At 71.2% G+C, this 23,510-nt stretch carries 27 protein-coding genes; 14 read left to right on the top strand and 13 right to left on the bottom strand.

The window, feature by feature from the left end; all coding sequences use genetic code 11:
* The first annotated feature begins 106 nt into the window (after positions 1-106).
* The gene (locus KI388_RS03850; RefSeq protein ID WP_215088062.1) at positions 107-1,279 is read left to right on the top strand and encodes an AAA family ATPase; all 1,173 of its coding nucleotides are present in this window, start codon (positions 107-109) and stop codon (positions 1,277-1,279) included.
* Positions 1,280-1,407: 128 nt separating this feature from the next.
* Positions 1,408-2,088 (top strand): HAD-IIB family hydrolase, encoded by a 681-nt coding sequence (locus tag KI388_RS03855; protein ID WP_215088063.1) that lies wholly within the window; start codon positions 1,408-1,410, stop codon positions 2,086-2,088.
* A 23-nt stretch (positions 2,089-2,111) separates the two neighbouring features.
* Here the strand turns inward: KI388_RS03855 and KI388_RS03860 are convergent, their stop codons facing one another.
* The gene (locus tag KI388_RS03860; RefSeq protein ID WP_215088064.1) at positions 2,112-2,393 is read right to left on the bottom strand and encodes a ribonuclease P; all 282 of its coding nucleotides are present in this window, start codon (positions 2,391-2,393) and stop codon (positions 2,112-2,114) included.
* A 142-nt stretch (positions 2,394-2,535) separates the two neighbouring features.
* Between KI388_RS03860 and KI388_RS03865 the strand changes: the two genes are divergently transcribed.
* The 5 genes from KI388_RS03865 (at position 2,536) to KI388_RS03885 (ending at position 5,715) form a co-directional block, all read left to right on the top strand.
* Positions 2,536-2,730 (top strand): methytransferase partner Trm112, encoded by a 195-nt coding sequence (locus KI388_RS03865; RefSeq protein ID WP_215088065.1) that lies wholly within the window; start codon positions 2,536-2,538, stop codon positions 2,728-2,730.
* A 101-nt stretch (positions 2,731-2,831) separates the two neighbouring features.
* Positions 2,832-3,413, top strand: coding sequence for a hypothetical protein (locus tag KI388_RS03870; RefSeq protein ID WP_215088066.1), 582 nt, complete (start codon positions 2,832-2,834; stop codon positions 3,411-3,413).
* Positions 3,414-3,502: 89 nt separating this feature from the next.
* Complete coding sequence (locus KI388_RS03875) at positions 3,503-3,691, top strand: hypothetical protein (RefSeq protein ID WP_004050211.1); 189 nt, start codon at positions 3,503-3,505, stop codon at positions 3,689-3,691.
* Between the two features lie 21 nt (positions 3,692-3,712).
* A complete protein-coding gene (locus KI388_RS03880; RefSeq protein WP_215088067.1) occupies positions 3,713-4,150 on the top strand; it encodes an RNA-binding protein in 438 nt (145 codons plus the stop codon).
* Between the two features lie 125 nt (positions 4,151-4,275).
* Positions 4,276-5,715: an FAD-dependent oxidoreductase gene (locus KI388_RS03885; RefSeq protein WP_215088068.1), complete on the top strand. Its 1,440-nt coding sequence runs from the start codon at positions 4,276-4,278 to the stop codon at positions 5,713-5,715.
* A 20-nt stretch (positions 5,716-5,735) separates the two neighbouring features.
* Here KI388_RS03885 and KI388_RS03890 read toward each other — a convergent pair whose 3' ends face one another.
* The 6 genes from KI388_RS03890 to nth form a co-directional block, all read right to left on the bottom strand.
* Positions 5,736-6,206: a hypothetical protein gene (locus KI388_RS03890; protein ID WP_215088069.1), complete on the bottom strand. Its 471-nt coding sequence runs from the start codon at positions 6,204-6,206 to the stop codon at positions 5,736-5,738.
* Positions 6,203-6,697 (bottom strand): phosphopantetheine adenylyltransferase, encoded by a 495-nt coding sequence (locus KI388_RS03895; RefSeq protein WP_215088070.1) that lies wholly within the window; start codon positions 6,695-6,697, stop codon positions 6,203-6,205. The genes KI388_RS03890 and KI388_RS03895 overlap by 4 nt, the downstream gene beginning before the upstream one ends.
* A gap of 76 nt (positions 6,698-6,773) precedes the next feature.
* Complete coding sequence (locus KI388_RS03900; protein ID WP_215088071.1) at positions 6,774-7,394, bottom strand: winged helix-turn-helix domain-containing protein; 621 nt, start codon at positions 7,392-7,394, stop codon at positions 6,774-6,776.
* A gap of 102 nt (positions 7,395-7,496) precedes the next feature.
* Positions 7,497-8,576, bottom strand: a complete 1,080-nt coding sequence (locus tag KI388_RS03905) for a glutamate--cysteine ligase (RefSeq protein ID WP_215088072.1) — start codon at positions 8,574-8,576, stop codon at positions 7,497-7,499.
* 594 nt (positions 8,577-9,170) lie between these two features.
* On the bottom strand, positions 9,171-9,725 hold the full coding sequence (locus KI388_RS03910; RefSeq protein ID WP_215088073.1) for a DoxX family membrane protein: 555 nt from the start codon (positions 9,723-9,725) through the stop codon (positions 9,171-9,173).
* Positions 9,726-9,878: 153 nt separating this feature from the next.
* A complete protein-coding gene (gene nth, locus KI388_RS03915) occupies positions 9,879-10,562 on the bottom strand; it encodes an endonuclease III (RefSeq protein ID WP_215088074.1) in 684 nt (227 codons plus the stop codon).
* A gap of 94 nt (positions 10,563-10,656) precedes the next feature.
* Here nth and KI388_RS03920 point away from each other — a divergent pair, with 94 nt between their 5' ends.
* The 6 genes from KI388_RS03920 to trpG all read left to right on the top strand — a co-directional run bounded on the left by KI388_RS03920 (position 10,657) and on the right by trpG (position 16,864).
* Positions 10,657-11,940, top strand: coding sequence for a tRNA pseudouridine(54/55) synthase Pus10 (locus tag KI388_RS03920; RefSeq protein ID WP_215088075.1), 1,284 nt, complete (start codon positions 10,657-10,659; stop codon positions 11,938-11,940).
* Between the two features lie 77 nt (positions 11,941-12,017).
* Positions 12,018-12,722, top strand: a complete 705-nt coding sequence (locus tag KI388_RS03925) for a universal stress protein (RefSeq protein ID WP_215088076.1) — start codon at positions 12,018-12,020, stop codon at positions 12,720-12,722.
* Positions 12,723-12,883: 161 nt separating this feature from the next.
* On the top strand, positions 12,884-13,936 hold the full coding sequence (gene trpD / locus KI388_RS03930; RefSeq protein WP_215088077.1) for an anthranilate phosphoribosyltransferase: 1,053 nt from the start codon (positions 12,884-12,886) through the stop codon (positions 13,934-13,936).
* Entirely contained in the window at positions 13,936-14,580 is a 645-nt protein-coding gene (locus tag KI388_RS03935) for a phosphoribosylanthranilate isomerase (protein WP_215088078.1), read from the top strand. The genes trpD and KI388_RS03935 overlap by 1 nt, the downstream gene beginning before the upstream one ends.
* A complete protein-coding gene (gene trpE / locus KI388_RS03940; RefSeq protein WP_215088079.1) occupies positions 14,577-16,274 on the top strand; it encodes an anthranilate synthase component I in 1,698 nt (565 codons plus the stop codon). The genes KI388_RS03935 and trpE overlap by 4 nt, the downstream gene beginning before the upstream one ends.
* The gene (gene trpG / locus KI388_RS03945) at positions 16,271-16,864 is read left to right on the top strand and encodes an anthranilate synthase component II (protein ID WP_215088080.1); all 594 of its coding nucleotides are present in this window, start codon (positions 16,271-16,273) and stop codon (positions 16,862-16,864) included. The genes trpE and trpG overlap by 4 nt, the downstream gene beginning before the upstream one ends.
* A 12-nt stretch (positions 16,865-16,876) precedes the next feature.
* On the opposite strand, the gene KI388_RS03950 is transcribed toward trpG, so the two are convergent.
* The 6 genes from KI388_RS03950 to KI388_RS03975 form a co-directional block, all read right to left on the bottom strand.
* On the bottom strand, positions 16,877-17,554 hold the full coding sequence (locus KI388_RS03950) for a MogA/MoaB family molybdenum cofactor biosynthesis protein (protein ID WP_215088081.1): 678 nt from the start codon (positions 17,552-17,554) through the stop codon (positions 16,877-16,879).
* A gap of 66 nt (positions 17,555-17,620) precedes the next feature.
* Positions 17,621-18,037, bottom strand: coding sequence for a hypothetical protein (locus KI388_RS03955; RefSeq protein WP_215088082.1), 417 nt, complete (start codon positions 18,035-18,037; stop codon positions 17,621-17,623).
* Positions 18,038-18,158: 121 nt separating this feature from the next.
* Positions 18,159-18,374: a hypothetical protein gene (locus KI388_RS03960; RefSeq protein ID WP_251133202.1), complete on the bottom strand. Its 216-nt coding sequence runs from the start codon at positions 18,372-18,374 to the stop codon at positions 18,159-18,161.
* Between the two features lie 86 nt (positions 18,375-18,460).
* On the bottom strand, positions 18,461-20,656 hold the full coding sequence (locus KI388_RS03965) for a PAS domain S-box protein (RefSeq protein WP_215088083.1): 2,196 nt from the start codon (positions 20,654-20,656) through the stop codon (positions 18,461-18,463).
* 105 nt (positions 20,657-20,761) lie between these two features.
* Complete coding sequence (locus KI388_RS03970) at positions 20,762-22,000, bottom strand: FAD-dependent oxidoreductase (protein ID WP_215088084.1); 1,239 nt, start codon at positions 21,998-22,000, stop codon at positions 20,762-20,764.
* Positions 22,001-22,122: 122 nt separating this feature from the next.
* Entirely contained in the window at positions 22,123-22,701 is a 579-nt protein-coding gene (locus KI388_RS03975) for a DUF1684 domain-containing protein (protein ID WP_215088085.1), read from the bottom strand.
* A 136-nt stretch (positions 22,702-22,837) separates the two neighbouring features.
* On the opposite strand from KI388_RS03975, the gene KI388_RS03980 reads away from it, so the two are divergent.
* Positions 22,838-23,434, top strand: coding sequence for a DUF6149 family protein (locus KI388_RS03980; RefSeq protein WP_215088086.1), 597 nt, complete (start codon positions 22,838-22,840; stop codon positions 23,432-23,434).
* Positions 23,435-23,510 lie beyond the last annotated feature (76 nt).

Below are 23,510 nucleotides of genomic sequence, written 5' to 3' on the forward strand. Positions count from 1 at the left end.
ACGGCCGACGCGACCGTTCCGAGAGCGACGCCGCTCTCGACCGCGACGAGCCGCGCATTGACTCCGTTTCGCACCAGTTTTCCTCGATCGTCTCGGAGGGTCGGCCGTGAACATCGACGACCGTATCGAGCGACGGCTCGGCTACGACACCGGGCTGAGCGTGCTCGCGGACTTCGAGGCCGTCTCGCCGGTCTCGCACACCGAGTCGCCGGTCGGTCGCGGCCCGTCGATCGAGCGCCTGCTCGACGTGTTCGCCCCCGCGTTCTCCGGGTCGCTCCCGCCGAGCCTCTACGTGTACGGCCCGAAGGGGAGCGGGAAGTCGGCGGTCGTCTCCGCGCTGTTCGACCGCCTCGCGGCCCACAGCGGCCCGCGACAGGCGATCCAGACGACGACCCGGGCGGTCAAGCCGACGATACCCGGATTCGTCTACGTCGACGCTCGGTGTGCGTCGACCCGATTCCGGCTGTACCACGAGATGTTGGCCGCGATGAGCGACGAGCCCGTCCCCGACCACGGGATCGGGACCGAGGAGCTGGCCGACTCGCTGCGCGACGCGATGCGCACCGGCCCGGACCTCGTGGTCGCGGTCGACCACACGAACGAGCCGGAGACCCCGACCGCGGCGACGCTCGTCGACTGGCTCACCGACGTCGGCGAGCGGCTCGCTCCGGCGTGTCTCGGCCGCGACCCGCCGGACGCGATCGACTGGGAACCGGAGACCACCGTCGAGTTCGCGAAGTACCGCCGGCACGTCCTCGTCGAGCTGTTGACGAGCCGGTGCTCGACCGGGCTCGGCCGCGAAGCGCTCTCCCACGACCAGATCCGCGAGATAGTCGAGTGGTCCGCCGGCGACGCCCACGACGCGCTCGCCGCCGTGATGGGCGCGGCGGTCAGCGCGGAGCGGGCCGGCGCGTCGACGGTCCGCTCGGCCGACGTCGACGCCGGGATTGAGGGAGTTCCGCGCCCCTCGGTGGCGCTGGGTCGCGTCCTCGCGCTGCCCGAGAGCCGCCAGCGGCTCCTCTACGAGCTCGCCGGGCTCTCGGACGACGAGCGGTCCACGGTGGGTGCGGCCACGGAGGCCATCGCGGCGCGCCCCGGCGTCGACCTCTCGGCGTCGACGGTGCGGCGCGTGCTCTACGAGCAGGCCGACGACGGCCTGCTCGAACGCGTCACCGTCCACCAGAGCGGCGGGAAGGGTCGGCCGCCGAGCCGGCTCGTGCCCCTCTTCCCGACTGTCGTCTTCCGCGAGCTGTTCGACCGGCAGACTCGGACCGGATAGGCCGGTCCGGCGCGCTTGCCGGGTCAAGTCGGTTTGCCCGGCGACCCGGTACGCCCGCCAAGCCGGGTCGGAGCCCTCCCTCTCGATCGAACGGAAGACAGTTGTCGTCGAGCCGTCGAGTCTCGGGTATGGTTCCGCCCCTCGCGCTCGACATCGACGGCACGCTGACGACGCCGACCGGCCGGATCGACCCGCGGGTCTTCGAGCTGTTGCCCGCGTGGGAGGCGCCGGTCGTGTTCGCCACCGGGAAGGCGTTCCCGTACCCGGTCGCGCTCGCCCACTTCCTCGGCCGCGAGGAGACGGTGATCGCGGAGAACGGCGGCGTCGCGTACGCCGACGGCGAGACGACTATCGTGGGCGACCCGGACACGGCGCGGGCCGTCGTCGAGGCGTTCCGCGAGCGCGGCGGCGAGGTCGGCTGGGGCGACGGGGACACGGTGAACCGGTGGCGCGAGACGGAGGTCGCGCTCTCGCCCGACGCCGACGCGGCGCTCCTGCGCGAGGTCGCCGCTGCCGTCGACGGCGTGGAGGTCGTCGACACCGGCTACGCCTACCACGTCAAGTCGACGGGCGTGAGCAAGGGCCGGGCGCTCGGCGTCGTGGCCGACGCGCTCGGGCTCGACCCCGCCTCGTTCGTCGCGGTCGGCGACAGCGAGAACGACGTCTCGACGTTCGGCGTCGCCGGCGAGTCGTACGCGGTCGCCAACGCGGACGCCGCCGCGCGCGAGGCGGCCGGCGAGCTGATCGAGGAGGGGTTCATGGACGGGACGATTTCGGTGCTCGAACGGCTGCGCGAGCGCGCCGAGTAGTCGGAGGCCTCCTTCCCCCTCTCTCACTCCCCGTACGGGTACCGCGCCGTCGACCCGCACTCCGTACAGCGGACGACCACGCGCCCGGGTCGCGTCCGGACGCGGCTCGTCTTCCCGGGCCGGAGGTAGACGGCGCAGTCGTCGCAGGCGCGTCTGGAGAGCTCAGAGGGGATCCCACAGCGGTTTCGCTCCGCGATACGGCGGGCGCGGGCGACGTACTCGCGGGCGCGGTCGCACTCGTCGTCGACGACCGCCTCGCGCGCGAGCGCGAACAGCCGCTCGATCCGCTCCGCCGGAATGCTCATGTCACGGGAGGCGGCGCGCGGCGGCAAAGAGGTTGTTATCCGGGCCGGGCGCGGCCGCCTTCCGGACCGGTCGGACGTGCCGAACGCGACGCGGCGGGCGCGACCCGCACGCTTTTTTATCGGTCCGACCCAACCGAGCGGTATGAAGGAATCCCTGATGGACGTGATCTGCTGTCCGCTCGACAAGGCGACCCTCGAACTCGACGTCGACGACGCGGACGACGAGGAGGTCCTCGCCGGGACGCTTACCTGTGCCGAGTGCGGCGAGACGTACCCGATAGAGGACGGGATTCCGAACCTCCTGCCGCCGGACATGCGCGAAGAGGCCGCGGCGTAGGACTCTCCGACGCGGACGGACCGCGGCGACGGGGGCGACACCCTCCCCGAAACCCCTCGCTCGTGTGAATCTTTTTTTAGTACGGGGTCGTGGTCTCGACCGTGCCGACACTCGACGTCGAACTGAACGGGGAGGCGGTCCACGACATCGACGCGCCGGACTCGTTCGCCGCGGACGGGCCGTTTCCGGTCGTGCTCGAGAACAGCGGGCGCTCGACGCACGTCCACCTCCACTTCGACGACGAACTCGACCGGGTGACCGCCGTCGACGAGGTGAACCACTTCGTCGCCGACGAGGCCACCCGGCACGTCCACGTCTCGACGGCCGCCGTCGACGAACCGGTCCGCGGGAAGCTGAAGGTCGTCACCGGCTACGGGTCGAACACGCGCTACGTCGACGTGCGGATCGACCCGTCGCCCGAGACCCCGGCGGAGCCGGTCGCCGTCGACGAGACCCTCTCTGCGCCCCCGGAGCGGAGTCCGGACCCCCCGCCGCGGCAGCGCGCGGTGAACGCGCTCGACCGCCTCGTCCGGCGCGGCGGGGTCGCGGGCGCCGCCTTCGGACTGGTCGCGGTCGCCGCCGCGGTCGCGGTCGCGCTCGCCGTCGACAGCGCCCTCGTCTGGCTCGCCGTCGGCGTCGCGCTGACGGTCGCGCTCGGGGCGGCGCTGCTCGCGGCCGTCTGACGCCGCGGGGCGCGGTGACCCCCTGTCGGCTCCCCGGCGCGCCGCTCGGGATCCGCGCGCTTTTAAGCGTCCCACCGGAACGAGAGGCCATGAGCTTCGAGAAGGAAGACGAGGTCGTGCTCCACGACAAACACAGCGAGTACGACGGCGAGACGGGGACGATCACGCAGGTGATGGAGACGATGTTCGGCGACGCGACGTACACGGTCAGCTTCGAGGACGGGCAGGAGACCGGCGTCCCCGAGGACGCGCTCGACGCCGTCGAGAGCGAGGAGTAACGCCGCCCCCACCCGTATCGCATGCCGAAAGTCCCCTTCCACTACGTCGACCTCCGGGCGTTCTCGTACGCCACAGAGGACGTGAAACGCGTCGAGCAGGCGCTGTACTCCCTGCTGCCCGAGGAGGTCGAACTCGACCGCGTCGAGAACGCCGGCCACCACGGGGACCGGATCGTCGTGCTCTCGGCCCGCGTCGAGCGCGCCGACGAGATGCGGCACGTGCTCGACCGGCTCTCCGAACTGGAGGACCTCGACCGGATCCTCGACGAACTCGACGAGCGGGTCGACGACAACTGCGCGCTGTTCCTCCGCCTCGACAAGCAGGCGGCGTTCGGCGGCGAAGTCCGGCTCGGCCCGGGGATCACCGTCCGCACGAAGGTCGAGGCCTACCCGGCGAAAAAGGAGAAGGCCGTCGAGAACGCGCGCGAGACGCTCTCCCGGCTGGCGGACGAGGACTGAGCGCGCGACCCCGGGTGCGGTGGCGGTTCGACCGCCGACGGCCGCGCGAGGTCGCGCCCGCCCGGTGACGCACCCGCGCCGCACCGGCGGCGTGACTTTTTCACCCGGCCCGTCGATGTCCAGTCATGAGCGATCCGTTCGTGGTCGTCGGCGCCGACGCGGCGGGGTTGAGCGCGGCCAGCAAGTTCCGGCGCGAGGCGCCCGACCGCGACGTCGTCGTCTTCGAGAAGGGGCGGTGGATCTCGTACGCCTACTGCGGGATGCCCTACTTCATCGCGGGCTACGTCGACCGCATGTCGGACCTCCTCTCGCTGTCACCGAGCGAGGTCGACGAGCGCGGGATCGACCTCCGGCGCGACAGCGAGGTGGTCGCGGTCGACCCCGACGCGAAGCGCGTCACGGTCGAGACGGCCGACGGCGACCGCTTCGAGCAGGCGTACGACGACCTGCTCGTCGCCACCGGAGCGCGCGCGACGACCGGTCCCTTCGACGTGCGCGGCGTCGACGGCGCCTTCACGCTACACGACATGGACGCGGCGGCCGCCATCGACGCGTACGTCGCCGACCCGGACGCGTACGACCCCGACCGCGCCGACGTGAGCGCGGTCGACCGCGAGCGCGTCGAGCGCAACGCGGCCATGCCGGCGCCCCGGACCGTCGCGGTCGTCGGCGGGGGGTACGTCGGCGTCGAGGTCGCGGAGGCGCTCTCCGAGCGCGGGCTCTCGGTCCACGTGTTCCACCGGTCGGGACACCTCCTCTCGCCGTTCGGGGAGCCGGTCGGGAACCGGGTCCGGGAGGCGCTCGAAGCGGAGGGGGTGACCGTTCACACGGACACGCCGGTCGAGGCGCTCGTCGGTGACGACCGGATCGAAGCGATCGAGGTCGGGAGCGACGGGGACGCCGAGACGGTCCCCGTCGACATGGCGGTCGTCGGCGTCGGGATCCGGCCGAACACCGACCTCCTCGACGGCACCGGCGTCGACCTCGGGCCGGGGGGCGCGCTCCGCGTCGACGACCGCGGACGTACCAGCCTCCCGGACGTGTACGCCGCGGGGGACTGCGCGACCGCGCGCCACGCGGTGACCGGCGAGCCGGACTGGACGCCGCTCGGCCTCACCGCGAACCGCGCCGGGCGGGCCGTCGGCGCGACGGTCGCGGGCGATCCGACCCCGGTAGGCGACATCGCGGGCACCGCGGCCGTCAAGGCGTTCGACACGGAGGCCGCCCGCGTCGGAATCGTGGACCCCGAGGAGGCGGACGCGGCCGGCTTCGACCCGGTCAGCGAGACGGTGACCGCCGGCTCCCGCTCCGGCTACTACCCGGGCGCGGCCGAGACGGACGTGACGCTCGTGGCCGACCGCGACACGGGACGCCTGCTCGGCGGGAGCGTCGTCGGCACCGACCGCGCGGCGATCCGGATCGACACGCTCGCGACCGCGATCGAGGCGGACATGACGGTGCCCGAGGTCGAGCGGCTGGACCTCGCGTACGCGCCGCCGTTCAGCCCGGTGTGGGACCCGATACTCGTCGCCGCGAAGGTGCTGAACGGAACGCTCGACGACTGACGAGCGTGACTCGTGCGGGGCTACCGCGACGCCGCGACCCGCCTGAGAAGGGAACCGACGACGGCCGAGGCGGCGCCGACCGCGACCGCCACCGCGACGGCGAGCGCGAGCGGCGCGGTGACGGCGGAGAGGCTCGGGCCGCCGGCCGCGAGGGGGAGGACGTACGGCTCCGGTCCGACCGCGCGGAGCAGAGTTCCCGCGAAGGGGCCGTACGCGAGCAGCACCGCCGGGAGCGCGCCGCCGCCCGTCGCGACGAACGCGAGCGCGCCGAGCGCCGTCACCGCGGCGAGGGCGCCCGCGGTCCCCGCGGCGCCGACCCCGAGCGCGGCCGTCGCGTCGAAGGCGACGTACGACAGCGCGAGTCCGACCGCGCTCCAGACCGCTGCGCGCTCGAACCCCGTCTCGCCCAAGAGGATCCGCCGAAGCGCCGCGACGCCGGAGTCGGGCGCCGCGGACCCGCCCGCGTCGCCCTCCGTCTCGCCGCCCGTCATTCCGGTCGCGTCGCGCCCCGGCCCTCGCGGTCGGGGGTGAGGTTGCCGTGTTCGTCAATCTCGCCCGCGACGATTCGCGTCGAGGAAATGCGTTCGCCGTCATCGGCCGCCACGTGGTCGACGACGACGAGTTCGAGGGGGTCGCGGCCGCGTTCGGCGCGGATCTCGTTGATGCGTTCGCCGCCCGCCTCCGTCTCCGGCGAGACGATCAGCGCGTCGAACTCCGGCTCGACCGCGATGCCGGTCGGCTCCGTCAGCTCCCGGATCTCGTACTCGCGCCCGTGGCTGTCGGCCAGCGGGGCGAGTTCTGCCTCCAGGTCGCGCTCGCGCCGTTCGTAGGGGCGGACGTACCGCTCGACGTGTCGGGTCTCCGGCGCCAGATCGTCGGCGGTGAGTCCGACGGTGACGTCACCCAGCTCGAACGCCCGCTCGAACAGCTTGCGGTGGCCGTCGTGAACGGGGTCGAACGTACCTCCCAGCGCGACGTTCATGCCTCTCCGTTGCGCGGGTCGAACTTAAAACGTCCCGAACCGCGGTCGAGCCGACGCCGGACCGTACCGGGACGGCTCAGTTCCCGGATCCGGAGTCGGCCGCCACGTCGGCCTCGTCCTCGTCGTCCGCGCCGCCCCCGTTCTCCTCGTCCACGCCGGTCTCTCCGTCCGCGCCGACGTCTCCGTCCCCGTCGCCGTCGACGGATATCTGGACCGGCTCGGCGTCGCCGTCGGGCGACTCTCCGCCGAGCCGTCGGTCGAGGTTGAAGACGGCGTTCAGCTCCGCCTGAACGTCACCGACGACCCCGCGGACCAGGTCGCTCGGCGCGATGGCCTCGTACTCGTAGGGGTTGTTGCCCGCCCCCTCGGCCTTCCGCTTGCCGCGCTCGACGGTGCCCTCGTCGTGGAGTTCGGCGAGCGCCTCGCGGACGGTGCTGGGGTAGAGTCCGGTGCCGTCTGCGACCTCGTCGCTCGTACTCTGTGGGTTGTCTCGGAGGTAGACGTATATCCGGGCGCGGGTCTCCGTGTCGAGGACCCACGCGAGCAGGTCGACGACGTTGTCGTCGAACCCCTTCACCGCCCGGTCGGCGCCCTCCCCGAGCCGCTGTTTCGTCTTTCGAAGCTCCTCGCGGGTCCGCTCCGTCGGGGACTCCTCCGGGTCGTCCGCCGGGTCGGAAGGCGAATCGTCCGTGGTCATGACAGAGAGTGGGGGCTACGCGGGCAAAAGGGTTTCTCGTCGCTTTCGTTCCGACGAAACGCATCCGGCGCGGCCGGTCGACCCCGAGGCATTCGGCGGCTCTCAGGCCCGCACGAGGAGGTCCTCGCACAGGGCGTCGACGCCGGACGCCTCGCGGAGCCGGCGCTGGCGCGCGGCGCCGCTCTCCGCCTCGTACACCTCGCGGATCCCGTCGATTCCGAGCCGGTCGCACTCGGACGCGACGATCTCGCCCAGCGGGGTCGTCCCCTCGCCGTCTCGGTCGACGAACGCGGCGTCGTGGCCGCGGCGGATCGCGCGCCACTTGTTCTCGTCGAGGAGCTCGCGGCGCAGCGACGGGGGCGACTCGCCGTCCTCGTAGCGCGCCGCGTAGTCGACGACCAGCGCGCGGACGTACTCGGCCAAGGCGAGCGTGACCTCGGGGTCGCGCTGCGCGTCGGGGGCGCGCACCTCCACGGTGCCGTGGCCGGTGTGCGGGCGCACGTCGAACCACAGCTCGCCGCGGTCCGCGATGGAGTCCGTCTCGACCATCCGGCGCTCGTACCGCTGGAACGCGTCGAAGTCGTCGAACGCGGAGGGAATCCCGGTGTTCGGGAGGTTCTCGAACACCTTCGCGCGGGCCGAGGCCAGCCCGGTGTCGAACCCGTTCCAGAACGGGGAGTTCGCAGAGAGGGCGAGCAGGACCGGACAGTGCCACCGCAGGCGGTTCGCGACCCAGACGGCCTTGTCCGCGTCGTCGACGCCGACGTGGACGTGGAGGCCCGCCGTCGTGTTCCGGTGTTGGGGGTACCGTATCCGGTCCAACTGGGCCTGATACCGGGGTTTCTGGACGTGGTCGAGCTCGCGCCACTTCGCCGTCGGGTGGAGTCCGGCGGCCGCGATCTGATACCCGTCGGCGGCGGCGTGGTCGACGAGCGCCTCCCGGACCGTTTCGAGCGCGTCCGCGGCGTTCGCCGGGTCCTCGATCAGTTCCGTCTGCGCCTCTATCGTGCACTCGAACAGCTCGTGGTCGAACCCCTCCGGCACGGCCGCGGGCGGGTCGCGGCCGTACACGAGGTCGTCAGTTCCGGACGTGGGGCGGCCTTCGGCATCGACGATATAGAACTCCTCTTCGATGCCGAGCGTCCCCATCCGGGAGAACGCGTCCCGCGAACCGAGTTCCATTACGCCTCCGTTCCGCCCGCGCGGTCTTATATGAATTGAAACCCGAAACGGAGCGCTAGTGTCGGGAACGGCTATTTAAATGGACTGCGCGACTGACCCGTTTGCTTATAACTGGCGGGCGGTCGCGGTGGCGCGTGCCTGCGAGCGCCCGGAGGGCGCGAGTCGCACGCGCGAGGGAGTCGCGAACGAAGTGAGCGTCGAGGCTGGGGAGGCGCGAGGTGCGGTCGCGGTGCGGGATGGGATTTAAAGGGGCAGCCGTGAGGACTCGATGCGCTCGCTGTCGTTCGAGACGCCGAAGGCGTCTCGTGATGACGAGAGAGCTTTGCTCTCTCGAACCACGGTCCTCAGTCGCTCGCTCCGCTCGCTCCCTGCGGTCCTTGCGTCGCGCGTCTTCGTCCTCACGGCTGGGGCTTTGGAGGTGTTCTCCAGTGATCCGCAGTCTGTCAGTTATAAATGAGCGGTAGCAACGCCGACGCTCTCCGTTACAAAATCGAGCACGGAACGCGAATCAACGACACCGCGCTTCACGTCTCGAAAACGAGTCGGCGGCGCGCTCTCACGCGCTCCGTTCCCCTCGCCCGACACGGTCCCCGCTTAGCCGAGGACGTACCGGAGCGCCGGGAACTTCTCCACGAGCGCCTGCCCGCCGACCTCGATCCGCTCGATGTAGGCGTCCAGTCCGAGGACGCGGCCCGCGCCGAACGCGGCGACCGTGAGGAACACCATCGCGTACACCAGCGTCGAGTCGAACAGCGCGAGCGCCTCGCCGCTCCACCCGCCGAGGTAGAACAGCATCATCTGCATCGCGCCGCCGAGCGCGGCGAGGCGGACGAACGCGCCGGCGATGAGCGCGAGACCGATGAGCACCTGCGTCACCGGGACGACGACGTTGACGAACTCCATCAGCGCCGCGTTCGACGCCATGGCGGCGTACAGCCCGCTGACCGGACTCGCGGCGTCGACGTTCGCGAGGTAGCCCGCGGCGTCGAACGGCCACTCCGAGACCTTACCGAGGCCGGCGAACAGGATCATCCCGCCGATGGTCGCCCGGAGCAGGACGATGAACAGCGCCGACAGCGAGTGCGCCTTCCCCAGTAGCGTGACGCCGCCGAACTCTCCGCCGAACTCGTTCGTGGTTTTGGTGGACATAGTGTCTCTCCTCACTTGCGGATACGCCGGAGACCCGTATAAACCGAGCAGCGAGTTCCCCCCCGCCGGGACGGATTCGGCCGGTCCCCCGCATCTGTGGGGTTTTTAAATACTACCCGCCGAACGTCATCGGTTTCTTGCCGTTTCCGCCCGCTACCACGCCTCGCCGCTCGCGAGGTCCACGTCGCCGTCCCCCTTCTCCGAGGGGCAGACGGAAGCGAGGACGCAGTCGGCGCAGTCGGGACTGATCGCGGTGCACGTCGCGCGGCCGTGGTCGATCATGAGGTGGGTGAACTGCTGCCAGTCGCTCTCGGGGACGACGTCGAGGAGGTCCTGCTCTATCGCCTCGGGGCGCTCCTCCTCCGTGATCCCCAGCCGGCGCGTGAGCCGCTGGACGTGGGTGTCGACGACGATACCCTCCACCACGTCGTGACCGTGCTGGAGGACGACGTTGGCGGTCTTCCGGCCCACGCCGGCGAGATCCGTCAGCTCCGACATCGTGTCCGGCACCTCGCCGTCGTGCTTCTCCGCGATGTCCGCGCACGCCGAGCGGATGTACTTCGCCTTGTTGTTGTAGTAGGTGATCGAGTCGATCGCCTCCGCCATCTCCTCTTGGGGAGCGTTCGCGTACTCCTCGGGCGTCTCGTACGTCTCGAACAGGTCGGCGCACACCTTGTTCACGCGCTCGTCCGTACACTGCGCCGAGAGGATCACGGCGATGAGCAGCTCCAGCCGGTTCGAGTAGTTGAGCGAGATGGTCGAGTCGGGGTACTCCTCGTAGAGCCGGTCTACGACCTCAGCGACCTGCTCGTCCCGCGAGTCGAGTGGCGTTCCCATATCGATCCCCTCCGCGCGGGCAACATTGAACGATCCGACTGCGGTGCTTCAGCCGAGTAGTAAGACAGTTACCACGCGCCGCGTTTGAGGGCGTATGGACGTACTCGACGTCGCGGCGCGCGCGACAGCGACCGGGCCGGTGTGCGACGCCTGTCTCGGCCGGGTCGTCGCGGACCGGAGCTTCGGGCTGTCGAACGCCGAGCGCGGGTCGGCGCTCCGGGTCTCGCTCTCGCTGCGCGACGACGAGGACCACGAGCCGGTCGAAACGGAGGAGTGTTGGGTCTGTGAGGGGCGCTGCGCGGAGTTCGACGAGTGGGCCGAGCGCGCCGCGGCGGCGGTCGAGGGGGTCGAGTTCGCCACGTACAACGTCGGCACGCGTCCCCCGCCGCTGATCGAGGAGAACGAGGCCCTGCTCCGCGCGGACGCCGGTCTCGACGAGGACGCGGGCGAGCCGTTAAAGTCGGAGTTCAACCGCGAGGTCGGCAAGCGGGTCGGCCGCCGCACCGACGCCGAGGTGTCCTTCGACCGCCCGGACGTCCAGTTCACGATCGACTTAGCCGAAGACGAGGTCGACGCCAAGATCAACTCCACCTTCGTCTACGGGCGGTACCGGAAGCTGGAGCGCGACATCCCGCAGACGGAGTGGCCCTGCCGCGAGTGTAAGGGCTCGGGGCGGCAGGGCGCGGACCCCTGCGACCACTGCGGCGGCTCCGGCTACCTCTACGACGACAGCGTCGAGGAGTACACCGCGCCCGTCGTCGAGGACGTAATGGACGGCACCGAGGCGACGTTCCACGGCGCGGGCCGCGAGGACGTCGACGCCCTCATGCTCGGCACCGGCCGCCCGTTCGTGATCGAAGTCGAGGAGCCGCGCCGGCGCCGGGTCGACACCGACCGCCTCCAGTCGGACATCAACGCCTTCGCGGACGGGGCGGTCGAGGTCGAAGGACTCCGCCTCGCGACCTACGACACCGTCGAGCGCGTGAAGGAACACGACGCAGCGAAGCGCTACCGCGCGCAGGTGACGTTCGACGCCGACGTCGACGCCGACGCGCTCGCGGACGCGGCCGCGGAACTGGAGGGCGCGACCGTCGAGCAGTACACCCCGAACCGCGTCGACCACCGCCGCGCGAGCATGACGCGCGAGCGCGAGGCCTACGAGGTGACCGCCGAACTCGACGACCCGCGCCACGCCACCGTCGAGGTCCGCGGCGAGGGCGGGCTCTACATCAAGGAGCTGATATCGAGCGACGAGGGGCGGACCGAGCCGAGCCTCGCCGGCCTGCTCGGCGTCGGCGCCGAAGTCGCCGCGCTCGACGTGCTCGCCGTTGAGGGGGAAGACGAGCCGTTCGAGCGCGAGGAGTTCTTCCGGGAATAGCGCCCGCTCGCGGCGGTCGTTCTCGCGGACCGGCGCGGACCAACGGGATTTATCTGACGCGCGTCAGACGCTCGCGTATGAACGGGAGCGACGCCGACGGTGGGAGCACCCGAGAGGGCGGGACTCGGAGCGGCGGCGCCCGCGGCGGATCGAGCGACTCGACCGCGAGCGGCGGCTCCGCCGGCGCCGACTCGCTCGCGGTCGGGGACCCGGTGATCGGTCCCGCGGTCGACGAGGCGAGCGGGGTCCCGACCGCGGCCGACGTGTCGCTGAACGGCGCCGACCGCGCGGAGCGCCCCGACCGCGTCTCCTCGATCCTCGTCGCCGTCGGTCCCGGTCCGCACTCGGGGGCGACCGTCGACGTCGCGCGCGAGATAGCGAACGCGACCGAGGCGTGGCTCGAACTGTTCCACGTCGTCCCCTCGGACGCGGCGCTGGCCGACGCCGGACCCGACGAGGACGCGAGCGGAACGGCCGCGCCCGCCGCCGGCGACGCGGCCGAAACCGACTACGCCGCGGCCGGCGAGCGGCTCCTCGACGCGGCCGAGGAGCGGCTCGGCGGGTTCGACCGCGCCGACCGGTGGCTCGTCGAGGACCGGACCGCGGCCGGCGCTATCGTCGAGCAGTCGCCCTACTACGACCTCGTCGTCGTCGGCGCGCCCACGACGGGGACCGTCGGCCGGTTCGTCTTCGGCTCCACCACCGACACGGTCGTCGGCGACGCCGAGGTCCCGGTCGTGGTCGTCGAGGCCGACGGATCGACCGCGCTCGACGCGGCGTAGGTCCGGCTCACGCAGGTCTCCGCCTCCCCGCGCTCGCCGCCGACTCCGTCGGGCCCCGCCCGCTTGCTTCTCGCGTGCCACCTGTTCTCTCCCCGCCGACAGCGTTAAATTAGTGTACATACTTGTACATCACAACGCGGAATACTACATCGGTGGACACAATGAATCTCAACGACACGGTCGAGCGCGTGACGGACGGGACGGATCTGACCCTCGAAGAGTCGCGCGAGGCCGCGCGGCTCGTCTTCGAAGAGGCGACTGATGCCCAGATCGGGGCGCTGCTCGCCGCGCTCCGCGCGAAGGGCGAGACGGAGACCGAGATAGCGGGCTTCGCGCAGGGGATGCGCGACGCCGCACGGACGATCGAGCCCGAGCGCGAGCCGCTCGTCGACACCTGCGGCACCGGCGGCGACGACTACGACACGATCAACGTGTCGACGACCGCCGCCATCGTCGCCGCGGGCGCAGGCGTTCCGATCGCCAAGCACGGCAACTACTCGGTCTCCTCCTCGTCGGGCAGCGCCGACGTGCTTGAGGTCGCGGGCGCCGACGTCGAGGCCGAGCCGCCGGCCGTCGAGGGCGCGATCGAGGACGACGGGATCGGGTTCATGCTCGCGCCCGTCTTCCACCCGGCGATGAAGGCCGTCATCGGCCCCCGCAAGGAGCTGGGAATGCGGACCATCTTCAACGTGCTCGGGCCGCTCACCAACCCCGCCGGCGCCGACGCGCAGGTGCTCGGCGTGTACGACCCGGACCTGGTCCCCACGATCGCGCGGTCGCTCGCGCACATGCCCGTCGAGCGCGCCCTCGTCGTCCACGGCGCCGGGATGGACGAGATCGGGATCCACGACGAAACCGTCGCCGCCGAGGTCGACGGCGAGGAGGTCACGGAGTTCACGATCGCGCCCGAGGACCTCGGTCTCGACCGCGCGCCCATCGACGACGTCGCGGGCGGCACGCCCGAGGAGAACGCCGCGGACCTCCGCGGGGTCGTCGACGGCTCCGTGACGGGACCGAAGCGCGACCTGATTCTGGCGAACGCGGGCGCAGCGATCTACGTCGCCGGCGAGGCCGACACGCTCGAAGCGGGCGTCGAGCGCGCGGCCGAGGCGATCGACTCCGGCGCGGCCGCCGAGAAGTTCGCGGCGCTCTGCGGCGACGACGAGTCGCTCGCGGCCGACGCGGGGGCGACGACCGCGGAGGACGACGACTGATGGCCCGGGTGAAGATCTGCGGGATCACCCGGGAGGCCGACCTCCGCGCCGCGGTCGACGCGGGCGCCGACGCGATCGGCATGATCACCGAGGTGCCGGTCGACTCGCCGCGCGAGGTCGACCCGGCGAAAGCGGCCGAACTGCTCGCGGACGTGCCCCCGTTCGTCACCGCGACGCTCGTGACGATGCCCGACTCCGCGGAGCGCGCGGTCGAACTCGCCCGCACGGTCGCGCCCGACGCGATCCAGCTCCACGGCGAGTGGACCCGAGACGAACTGCGGTACGTGCGCGCGGAGACGGAGCGCAAGGTGCTGCTCACGGTCGACGCCGACGACCCGGCGCGCGCCGAGGAGTTCGACGGCGCGGTCGACGCCCTGGTCGTCGACTCCACCGACGACTCGGGCGCCGGCGGCACCGGCGAGACGCACGACTGGCGCGCGACCGGCGAGCTGGCGGCCCGGCTCACCACGCCGGTCGTGCTCGCGGGCGGACTCACGGCCGACAGCGTTGCCGAGGCGGTCCGCGTCGCGGACCCCTTCGCCGTCGACGTCGCCTCGGGCGTCGAGATCGAGGAGGGCCGGAAGGACCACAACGCGGTGGCCCGCTTCGTCGCCAACGCGGGCCGGGAGATGGAGCTGGCATGAGCGCTCCGGCCCCCTCGCTCGACCGCTCGAAGGCCGAGTTCGTCGACCTCGCCGCGGACGCCGAGAAGCCGGTCGTCGTCCGCGCGTCCGCGACGCTGGACGCCGACGTGACTCCGCTCGGCGCGTACGCGACCCTCGTGGGCGACAGCCCGTACGGGTTCCTCCTCGAATCCGGCGAGAAGGTCGCCTCCAGCGACCCCGACGGGGCGTTCACCTCGGGCGGGAAGGCCGACAGACACGCTCGCTACTCGTTCGTCGGCTACGACCCCGAGGCGGTCGTCTCGGTCCACCCGGACCGCACCGAGGTGACCGAACTCGGGCCCGCGGCCAGGTTCGTTGGCGACGGCGCCGCCGACGATTCGAGCGTCGCCGGGGACCGAAGCGCCGAGGGAGAGCTGGGTCCCGGCGCGGGCGACGCGGTCGACCGCGTCCGGGCGGCGTTCCCCGACGTGAGCCTGCGCGGCTTCCCCGACACCGATCGCCAGATCCTCTCGGGCGGGTTCGTCGGCTTCCTCGCGTACGAGGCCGTCTACGACCTCTGGTTAGAGGAGGTCGGCGTCGAGCGCCCCGAGACCGAGTTCCCCGACGCGGAGTTCGCGCTCACGACCCGGACGGTCGTCTTCGACGAGCGCGAGGGCAGTGTCGAACTCGTCTTCACGCCGGTGATCGGCGTCGACGACGACCCGGGGGCGGCCTACGACGACCTCGTCGCGGAGACCGAGCGGGTCGCGGCCGAACTGCGCGAGGCCGCGCCGCCGGACCCCGACGGGATCCGCGTGCGGGAGGAGTCCGCGGACCCGCGCGAGGAGTACGAGGAGGCGGTCCGGACCGCCAAGCGACACGTCCTCGACGGCGACATCTATCAGGGGGTGGTCTCGCGGAGCCGGGAGCTCCGCGGCGAGGTCGACTCGCTCGGACTGTACGCGGCGCTGCGCGACGTGAACCCCTCGCCGTACATGTACGTGCTGCGCCACGACGACCGGACAGTCGTCGGCGCCAGCCCCGAGACGCTCGTGTCGGTGAAAGGCGACCGGATCGTCTCGAACCCGATTGCCGGCACCTGCCCGCGCGGGACCAGCCCGGTCGAGGACCGGCGGCTCGCGGGCGAGATGCTCGCGGACGGGAAGGAGCGCGCGGAGCACACGATGCTCGTCGACCTCGCGCGCAACGACGTGCGCCGCGTCTCGGAGCCGGGCTCCGTCCGCGTCGAGGAGTTCATGAACGTGTTGAAGTACAGCCACGTCCAGCACATCGAGTCAACCGTGACGGGGACGCTCGCGCCCGGTTCCGACGCGTTCGACGCGACGCGCGCGACGTTCCCGGCGGGGACGCTCACCGGCGCGCCGAAGGTGCGCGCGATGGAGATCATCGACGACCTCGAAACGACCCCGCGGGAGGCGTACGGCGGCGGCGTCGGCTACTACTCGTGGACCGGCGACGCCGACTTCGCGATCGTGATCCGGACCGCGACGCTCGACGCGTCGGGCGACGGGTCGACCGTCGGCGTCCGGGCGGGCGCGGGCCTCGTCGCGGACTCCGACCCGGCCGCGGAGTACGAGGAGACCGAACAGAAGATGGACGGCGTGTTGACCGCGATCGACCGGATCCGCGAGGAGGCGACCGAGGGCGGCGGCGCGGCCGACCGGTCGGGGGACGACGAGCCGCTCGCGACCGGCCCGGAGGGCGAGCGATGAAGGTCGTCGTCGTCGACAACTTCGACTCGTTCACGTACAACCTCGTCGAGTACGTCTCCGACCAGACGGTCGACGGGGAGCCGGTCGCCGTCGAGGTGTTCAAGAACACCGCGTCGCTCGACGATATCGAGGCCGCGGACCCCGACGCGGTGATCATCAGCCCCGGCCCGGGGCACCCGAAGAACGAGCGCGACGTGGGCGTGACGATGCCGGTGTTGCGCGACCTCTCGCAGCGGGTGCCGACGCTCGGCGTGTGCCTCGGCCTGGAGGCCGCCGTCCACGAGTACGGCGGGACCGTCGGGCACGCGCCCGAGCCGGTCCACGGCAAGGCGTTCCCGGTCGAGCACGACGGAGAGGGCGTGTTCCGCGGACTCGACCAGGGGCTTCGGGCCGGCCGGTACCACTCGCTGGCGGCCACCGAGGTGCCCGACGCGTTCGCCGTGACGGCCACTACGGACCACGACGGCGAGGAGATCGTGATGGGGATCCGGCACCGCGAGCGCCCGATCGAGGCGGTACAGTTCCACCCGGAGAGCGTGTTGACCGGGTCGGGCCACGACCTCGTCCGGAACTTCCTCACCGGCGTCTGAGGCGCTGGCGCGTCAGGTTTCGCCGCCCGTCGATCCGTCGTCGGCCGCTCCGCCCTCGTCTGCTTCCTCGTGACCCGTCGCTCCGCCCTCGTCTGCTTCCTCGTCGTCGACCCCCCGCCCCGCGAGGCCGACGAGGTGGCCGATCTCGGGGAGGATCACCTCGTCGACGCCGAGCCGGACCGCGTTCTCGGAGCCGGGGAGACAGAACACGGGCGTCGCGGAGACGACTCCCGCCGTCGCGCGCGACCCGACCGTCCGCGTGCCGACCTCCTCGTAGGAGAGCCGGCGGAACAGCTCTCCGAACCCGGGGAGCGGCTTCGCGAGCAGTCCGCGGACCGCCTCCGGCGTGACGTCGTCGGGCGTGACGCCCGTGCCGCCGGTCGTCACCACCGCGTCCGTGTCCTTCCGGCGGGCCAGCCTGTCGACGGTCCCCTGAACGCTGTCGTAGTCGTCCGGGATTAGCTCCCGGACCGCGACCTCGTGGCCCGCCTCCTCGAAGGCGGTCGCGACGTAGTCGCCGGCCGGGTCCTCGTCCGCGGTCCGCGACGACGACACCGTGACGACCGCGACCGCGACCGACTCCACGTCGTGGTGATGGTGGTCGTGGCCGGAGTCGTCGTCGCCGTAATGGTGATGCCCCTCGTCGTCGCCGTGATGCCCGGTCTCGGAACCGTCACCGTGGTCGGTCATGCGTCCGGGTTCGTCGCCCTCGTCAAAACACCTCTCGGTCGAGGGTGCCGGAGTCGGAGACGCGACTCAGGGCCAGTCGTCGCGGGCCTGTTCCTCGGGCGCCTCGTCGGCCGCCTCGCCGGTCGCGAGGGTCCAGCCCGCGGCCTCGGCGGCGTCCTCGACGTGGAGGAACTCCCAGCCCGTCGCCTCCGCGACCGCCTCGTCGTCCTCGTCGACCCCCACGAAGACGTGCCGATCCGTGTCGAACTGCCCGGTGATGTTCTCTAAGCTCTCCTCGACGCCGCGCGGTCCGGAGAAGAAGTCCTGTCGCACGCGGTGTTTCCGCGTGAAGTTCGTGACGACGTAGGTCGGCTTCTCGCTGACGACCCCGACGTACTCCGTCCACTGTCGGGCGTTGTTGAACACCGCGTTGGGGTCCGCGAGCGCTTTCAGCGCCTCCAACTCGAACGCCAGCGTCATGTCTGTGGATCCGCCGCTGTCCATGCGCCTCGCTTACCCCCCGCCGGCGAAAACAACTTCGCTTCCGCCCGGGCGGCGACCTGACCGGCCACCGCGGCCCGAGCGCCGCTACCGCGCCCGACCGGCCACCGCGGCCCGAGCGCCGCTACCGCGACCGGACGAGGTAGTAGTCGGTGAACTTCACCACGTCGCCGTCGTCGAGGTCGCCGGTCTCCGGCGCGGTCCACGGCTTGCCCGCCAACTCCCGCACGACGCCCTGCTCGTCGTCGGCCAGTTCGTCGTAGTGCCTGACCCGCGCGTCGGCCGGGACGCGACCGGTCCGGCGGAGCCGCAGCCGTCGCCCGGTGTCTCTGAGTGACATATGGTACCATACAACATTATTAATCATAAACGTTTCGCGGCGCCCGTCGCCGCGACGAGCGTCGCCGCGAACGCGACGGCGGCGGTTCAGTCGCCGGCTCGGGGGAAGGTGAGCGTCACGACGGTGCCGCGGGGCTCCGCGTCCGCGACCGCGGCGGAGCCGCCCGACTGCTGGACGACCCAGTAGACGAGCCACAGCCCGAGACCGCTGCCGTGGTACAGGGCGTCGACCGCCGTCCCGTCGACGAGGACGTCTCGGTTCATGCCGGTCAGCCCCGGCCCGTCGTCCTCGACGCGGATATCGATCGCGTCGGAGCGGGGTTCGACCGACACCGCGACCGTCGGTCGGTCCCGGTCGTGGTGTTCGACCGCGTTTCGGACCAACTCGTCTACCGCCCGCGAGAGCCACGTCGTCGCCAACGCCGTCGCGACCCCGTCGTCCGGCACCGAGACGTCGACCGACGCGCTCGGGAACTCTTCGGCCCGCGCGGCGACGACCTGTCGGACGACCCGCCCGGCGTCGACCGGTTCGGTCTCCGGCGCGTCGCTCAGTATCTCGGTGATGTGGTGGGCCTTCTCGCTCGTCCGTAAGAGGTCGTCGGCCCGAGACACGATGTACTCGGCCGCGTCCGCTGGCTCTGCGGTCCCCGCCGCGATCTGTTCCGCGCGCCCCCGGACGACCGTCAGCGCGTTCCGGAGGTTGTGCTGGAGGACGCGGTCGACGACCCGGAGCTGCCGCGCGCGATTTTCGCTGTCGGTCACGTCTCGAAGCACGCCGACGACCCCGGCGGGCGCCTCCCCGTCCGGGCTGTCGAGCGGGTAGTACCGAACGTCGAACGTCCGCCTGCCGCGGGTCGGGTGCGTCCGCGTCGTCCGGTACTCCACCGGCTCGCCCCGGAGCGCGCACTCCACCTGCCGCTCGACGTCCTCGTAGCCCTCCTCGGGAACGACGTCGGCGAGGGTCAGGTCCGTCACGTCGCGGCCGCCGAGCCCGTGGTACTCGCGGTACTGCGGGTTCGCGAACAGCAGCCGCCCGTCGCGGTCGACCGCGGCGATGAGGTCCGTCGCACCGTTGATCGCGCGCTCGTACCGCTCCAACTCCCGCTCGCGAACCTTCCGGTCGGTGATGTCGCGGCAGATGGCGAAGGTCCCGGCCAGGTCGCCGTCGGCGTCGTAGTAGGGGTACCGCTGCGTGCTGAACGTCGCCTCCCGGTCGCTCTCGGGGAACGTCGGTGAGATCTCGTACTCGGCTGCTCCCTCGGTTTCGAGTACCTCCCGCCGGCGCTCGTCGACCTCGGCCGCCGTCTCCGCGTCCATAAACGCGAACTCGTCGGTGCCGTACAGCGCCCCGCGGTCGACGCCCGCGAACTCGCTCACCGCACCGTTCAGCAGTTCGAACTCGCCGTCGCGGTTCTGGAGGAGAACCGGGTCGTCGAGCCGCTCGACGATGTCACGGTACTGTTTCAACTGCCCCATCGCCGCCTTCCGCGCCGTGACGTCCGTCTGGATCGCGACGAACCGGGACACCTCGTCGTCGTCGCCGATGACGGGCGCGATGGTCTGATGGGCGTGGTACGTCTCGCCGTCCCGCCGGCGATCGATTATCTCCCCTTCCCACACCTCGCCGTCCAGCAGCGTCGACCACAGCCCGTCGTAGTACTCGTCGGGCATCTCGCCGGAGTTGAGGATCGCCGGCGTCTCGCCGAGGGCTTCGTCCGCGTCGTAGCCGGTGTGGTCGGTGAACGCCGGGTTGGCGTACTCGATGGTCCCGTCGGTGTCGGTGACGTAGATGGCGTGGCCGGCGTGTTCGACGAGGTTCCGGAACGTCTCGGTCACCGTGCGGCCCACCTCCTCGACGCCGTCCCGAAATACCCCCGTGTAGACGGCGTCTGTGTCGCCCGTCGCCGCGTCGGCGTCGCCGTCGCTTCCGCCGCCTCCCGGGTCGCCTCCGGCGGCGTGTTCGTGGAACCGGACGGAAAAGGTCACGGTGTGGCCGTCCGCGTGTCGGACGGGGACCGAGAAGCTCCCGCGCTCGTCGAGTCCCTCGACCCGTGCGAACCGCTCGCTGACCGACCGGGCGCGCCCGTCCGCCGCCTCGGAGGCGACGAGGGAGGCGAGGTCGCGGCCGCGGAGGTCGGACGGGTCGTACCCGAGGACCGCCTCGGTGGCGGGGTTCGCGTAGACCACCGTCCCAGTTCGGTCGACGGAGACGACCGGATCGGAGCACCCCTCGACGAAGGAGGCGAAGAAGCCGGCCGGAGGCCGTTGCGATCCGGATGACATATAAAAACGATAGCGCGTCAACGGTGAAAAGATCCGGGACACGTCGCTCGCCGCGAATCCGTCGCCGCGATCGGTCCCCGCCGAGACGGGGGCGGGGTCGCCGGGTTACTGCTCGGTCGAGGCCGCCAGGTCGTCGACCGAGAAGCCGGGCTCCATGAGGCGGTCCGTCTGGTCGCTGACGTCGCGGCCCTCCCGCATCAGCCGTTTGAACGCGGACTGCGGCGAGAGGTCACCGATGAGCACACCGCCGACCACCTTCCCGTCCTTCAGCGCGACGCGGCGCCACTCGCCCTCGGCGGTGGTCGCCTCCACCGAGTCGTCGCCGAGCGTCGGGTGGCCAAAGGAGAGGAAGGGGAAATCGAAGTGGGTGATCGAGTACGAGGAGACCCACCGGAACTCCTCGCTGCCGTACTCGACCATGTTCCGGGCCGCGACCGTCCCCTGCTCTTTGGCCGACCCCCACGAGCCGTTCTTCGCCCGCTCGCCCAGGATGAGGTCGTTGAACGTCGTGATGTCTCCGGCCGCGAACACGTTGTCGACGTTGGTGCGCATGAACTCGTCGACGGCGATGCCGTCGTCGAGTTCCAGCGGCGTGTCCTCGACGAGTTCGGTGTTGAAGTTCAGCCCGATGGCGACGCCCGCGAAGTCGCACTCGTAGCGCTCGCCGTTCGGGTCGACCGCGGCCTCGACGTGGCCGTCGTCGTCGACCTCGAAGCGGTCGACCCCGGAGCCGAAGACGGGCTCGACGCCGCGCTCCCGCATCGCCTCGTGCATGATCTCCGCGCCCTCCTCGGAGAGCGCGTAGCGCCACCAGTTGTCGCCGCGCATCAGGTACTTTGCCTCGACGTCCTGCGCGCCGCAGATGGCCGCGAAGTCGATGCCGAGCAGGCCGGCGCCGACGATGACGCCCTTCTCCGCGCCCTCGACGCTCTCTTTGATCCGGCGGGCGTCCTGGAACGTCCAGAAGTGGTGGATCCCGTCCGCGTCGGCGTTCTCGACCGGGAGCTGCTGGGGGGTGCCGCCGATCGCGAGCAGGAGGCTGTCGTACTCGAACGTCCCTCCCTCGTGGGTGTGGACCGCGTCGTTCTCGACGTCGATGTCGACGACGACCGTGTTGAGCCGGAGGTCCACGTCGTGTTCGTCGTACCAGTCCTCCTGGTGGATCGATATCGGCGCCTCGGGGAGTTTCCCCTTCGCGTACTCTTTGATCAGAATCCGGTTGTAGAGGGACTCTCCCTCGTCCGTAAGAACCGTGACCTCGGCGTCGGGCGCTTCCTCGCGGAGCGTCTCGGCCGCGGACGCGCCCGCGATACCGTCACCGACGATCACGTACGAATCGCTCATAACCGGCCGTTCGGATTCATGCCTAATGTGGGTTGTCATCCGCGTCTCGCGGCGTGAGAATCTCCCGCAGTCGCCGCCGAAAGCGGTTCTGCGCCGGCTCCGGGGCCGGTCGCGCAGGCCGATTAGTGGTCCGCGCCGGCCGGCTCCGCGGGGAAGTCCTTCTCGCCGGCCTCAATCGCGACGTCGAGCCAGTTCTCCGTCGGGACGAGCGGGCACTCGTACGCGTGGTTGTACGCGCACGTCGGGTTGTACGCCTGATTGAAGTCCACCACCCACTCCCCGTCGACGCGGTCGCGGTCGGGCTCTAAGTCGAGGTACCGGCCGGCGCCGTACGTCGCCTCGCCGCTGGTCGCGTCGCGGAACGGCACCCAGAACCGGTCGTCGCCGTCGGCGGGGCGGTACGCCTGGAGCGTCGTCGACTCCCCGTCGACCTCGAACCGGAACTCGCCCCAGCGGTGGTACGTCTGCTCCCCGTCGGCGGTCGTCTCGACGGTGACTGTCTCCTTCTCGTCGTGCTCGTGAAGCGGGAGGCGGAACCGGTACGCCGGGTCCGGATCGAAGTACGCCAGCCCGGGGAACGCGTCGCCCCGCATCGAGACCGGCAGCGGCGAGCGCCCCGAATCGCGGAAGTGTTCGGCCTTCGCCTGCCGCTGCGCCTCGACCTGCCCCGCCCAGTCGTCGTCGCCCTCGCTCGATGCCATATCTATCTCGGTATTGTTCGCTGAGCGCAATAACAGTTCCGCGGCGCGGTCGGTGACGCGCACGGCCACGGTGCGGGCGGCGTCGCGGCGGGCCGCCACGCCACAGATTCAAGACCGTCCCGGCCCAACTAGGCGTATGAAAATCCGGCAGAACATCCGCCATTGGGCCGCGAAGAAGGCGCTGACCACGCCGGTCGTGGGCGACGTCGCCAACGACAAGCTCGTCGACCTCCACACGAGTATCTTCCTCAACAAGGCCGACGAAGACCGACGCGAGGAGCGCCGCGACCACCTCGACAGCTTCTTCGACGCGACGATGGACACGTACGTCGCCGCCTTGGAGGCCGGGTTCCCGGAGGCGGAGGCCCGCGAGATCACCCACGTTCAGGCGAACTTCGACTTCTTCAACCACGGCTGGACGGAGATGATGGAGATCCCCGGCGACGAGCTAGAGGCCCACTACCGCCGGTACGAGTCCTTCTTCACCCGGTACTCGATCACGATCGACGACCCGCTGGGCGAGTTCCGCCCGCCGGAGGGCGTCGTTGAGGCGCCGGAGACGGCCGAGAAACTCGACTCGCCGGAGTACGAGAACGCGCTGGCCGGCTTCGCGGACGACGTGTACGTCGAGACCGACGAGGGCGAGACGGTCGTCGGCGGCGACACGGAGGAGCCGGACGAGGTCGACGCTGCGGCCGCGCCCGGACTCGACGAGGACGAGGCGAGCGCCTGAGCGCCCGACTCGGACCGCCATCTCCCCACCCACCGGCTTTTTCGCCCGACTCGACGGCCGGGACCGCACCGTAGTG

Source organism: Halorubrum sp. 2020YC2, assembly GCF_018623055.1.
GTDB lineage: Archaea > Halobacteriota > Halobacteria > Halobacteriales > Haloferacaceae > Halorubrum.